Annotated in this window: 3 protein-coding genes and 1 pseudogene; 3 read left to right on the forward strand and 1 reads right to left on the reverse strand. The window is 66.4% G+C overall.

Features of this window, described 5'->3' with window-relative positions:
• Positions 1–449: amidase family protein (locus VFA16_RS15040; protein WP_324968589.1), on the reverse strand; the 449-nt coding region annotated here is incomplete at its 3' end.
• A 320-nt stretch (positions 450–769) separates the two neighbouring features.
• On the opposite strand from VFA16_RS15040, the gene VFA16_RS23805 reads away from it, so the two are divergent.
• From VFA16_RS23805 to VFA16_RS15050, 3 genes and pseudogenes are all read left to right on the forward strand, one after another.
• Positions 770–1,027 carry a Rieske 2Fe-2S domain-containing protein gene (locus tag VFA16_RS23805; protein ID WP_414687729.1) on the forward strand — a complete coding sequence of 86 codons (258 nt, stop codon included), beginning with the start codon at positions 770–772 and terminating at the stop codon, positions 1,025–1,027.
• Complete coding sequence (locus VFA16_RS15045) at positions 967–1,629, forward strand: hypothetical protein (protein WP_324968590.1); 663 nt, start codon at positions 967–969, stop codon at positions 1,627–1,629. Before VFA16_RS23805 ends, VFA16_RS15045 begins: the two co-directional genes overlap by 61 nt.
• Positions 1,626–2,350, forward strand: a pseudogene (locus VFA16_RS15050) (hypothetical protein); the annotation flags it as partial. The gene VFA16_RS15045 and the pseudogene VFA16_RS15050, both read left to right, overlap by 4 nt.

Raw genomic sequence — 2,350 nt, forward strand, 5'->3', positions numbered from 1 at the left:
GAATACTCGAGGTTCCACGGATTGCGGGTGGCGCCGTAGATGTCGTTGAAGCTCTGCCAGTCGGCCAGCGCCACCGGCACATTGGTCTTGCCGAGGATGATCGCGCCGGCGTCTTTGAGTCGCATCACGGCCACCGCGTCCTCGCTGGCCCGCCACTCGGCGAACTCGCGAAAGCCCCACGTGGTGGGCAGCCCGGCCACGTTGTACGACTCTTTGACGGTCATCGGCACGCCCAGCAGCGGCCGTCGTTCGCCGCGGCCGCGCCGCTGGTCGGCGGCTCTGGCGGCCTCACGCGCGCGGTCGAAGTCCCGCACCACGACCGCGTTGATCTGGCCGTCGAATGCCTCGATGCGCGCGATCGCCGCGTCCACCAGCTCGACGGACGACACCTCGCGTCGCTCCAGCGCGGCCGCCAGCGCTGCGGCACCATCAAAGGGAGATGTGCTCATGGCGTCACCCTCGCTCGTGTTCGTTGCCGAGCGCCGCGGGCCTGCGACCCGCGCGCAACGTTCGTCGACGCCCCCAACACGGTCATCGCCGGCTCATCATACCCCGGCCACGCATGTCCGAGTTTGCGGGGAAACCCAGGTCGATGCCGCTCCGTCGGCCGCAAAAACGTGGGCTCGGTTCGAGGACGCGATCGCCGCCCCGAACGCCTGGTCGGAGTGATACCCTGCTCGCCAGGAGTTCACAGGGGAGCATTATGCTGAACAAAAGCGACAACGAGACTGTCTGCCGCGTCGGACCCGGTACGCCAATGGGCAGACTCATGCGCGAATACTGGGTGCCGGTGCTCCTTTCGCGCGAGCTTCCACGTCGCGACAGCGACCCCGTGCGCGTCCTGCTGCTCGGCGAGAAACTGATCGCGTTCCGCGACAGCTCCGGGCAGGTCGGGCTCATCCAGCATCATTGCCCTCACCGCGGCGCATCGCTGTTCTTCGGCAGAAACGAAGACAATGGGCTGCGGTGGTCGACACCGACTACGGTGCCATGTACGCCGCCTACCGTCCGGCGCACGACAACTTGAACTACTGGCGCTTTGCCCAGTTCCTGTTTCCGTGCTACGTCATGATCCCGACCTACGTGCTGGGCCTCCAGGTCCTCGCGCGCGCCTGGGTGCCGATGGACGACGAGCACCTGCTGTTTTTCGGGATGACGGCTCGGTCGCGTCGGCCGGCGCCGAACCCTGCCCGTGGCGGCGCCCTGCCAGCTCGCACCGGCCTGGAGAAGCTGCCGCAATCTACCGATTGGTATGGTCGTTTCCGCCTGGTGGCCAACGCCAGGAACGATTACCTGATCGACCGCGAGTGGCAGCGCAGCCGCGGCGACTACACCGGCATCGCTGGCGTTCCCACTCAGGACCAGGCCATCACCGAAAGCATGGGGCCGATCTACGACCGCGGGTCCGAGCACCTGGGCACCAGCGACGTCATGGTCATCCGTGTCAGGCGACGCCTCATCCAGGCGGCCCGCGCGTTGGTGGAAGGAAGAAGGTATCACGCCACCGGGGGTCGATCATCCCGAGGTGTACCGCGTGCGCTCCGGTGGCTGCTTCCTGCCCGAGGGCGCGGACTGGCTCGAAGCAACCGCCGACCTGCGTCGAGCGTTCGTCGAGCATCCGGAGCTTGACCCTGGCATCAGTGGCGGCCAGGCATAACCCGATGCCGGGCAGTGTCAACCGACGCGGCTTCGTCCGCTTCGCCACAACCAGCCTTGCGGCCGCGCCATTGCTGCTAGAGGCGTGCCAGACCCCGGCGCCATCCGCATCTTCGCCGCCCGGCTCCAACAGCGCCACGCCGTCGCCGCCGGCGAAGAGCTCGGTGTTCCCCACGTACGTTCCGCTCACCAACGGGCCAAAGCCGGACTACCCATCGATCGGCCCCCTGTACGAGGACGCATTCGACACCTATCCGCCAAACCCCGTCAAAGCGATCTCCGCGCCACCTGGCAAAGGTGGTCGGGTCGATATCACCACCATCGCCCTGTTTCCACCGCCGACCCCATTCGACCAGAATCCCGCCTGGCAGGCTGTCAACAAAGAATTGAACGCCAACGTTCGGTTCAATATCCTGCCAAGTGGCGACTACGCGGTCAGGATGGCCACGCTCATGGCGGGCAACGACGTGCCCGACATGATCTTCTTCTGGCAGCCGCCGGGCGCAACGAGCGCCATCGGCGCCTTGAATGGTGAACCACAGTTCGTCGAAAGCGCCTGCGCGGACCTCAGCCCGTATCTCGCGGGCGATGCGGCCAGGGACTACCCCTACCTCGCGGCGATACCAACCAGCGCGTGGGTCAATTCAGGATCCGGGTACAACGGCAAGCTGCTGATGGTGCCGCTGCACCGCCA

Source organism: Mycobacterium sp., from assembly GCF_035653355.1.
In the GTDB taxonomy this organism is placed as follows: domain Bacteria; phylum Actinomycetota; class Actinomycetes; order Mycobacteriales; family Mycobacteriaceae; genus Mycobacterium.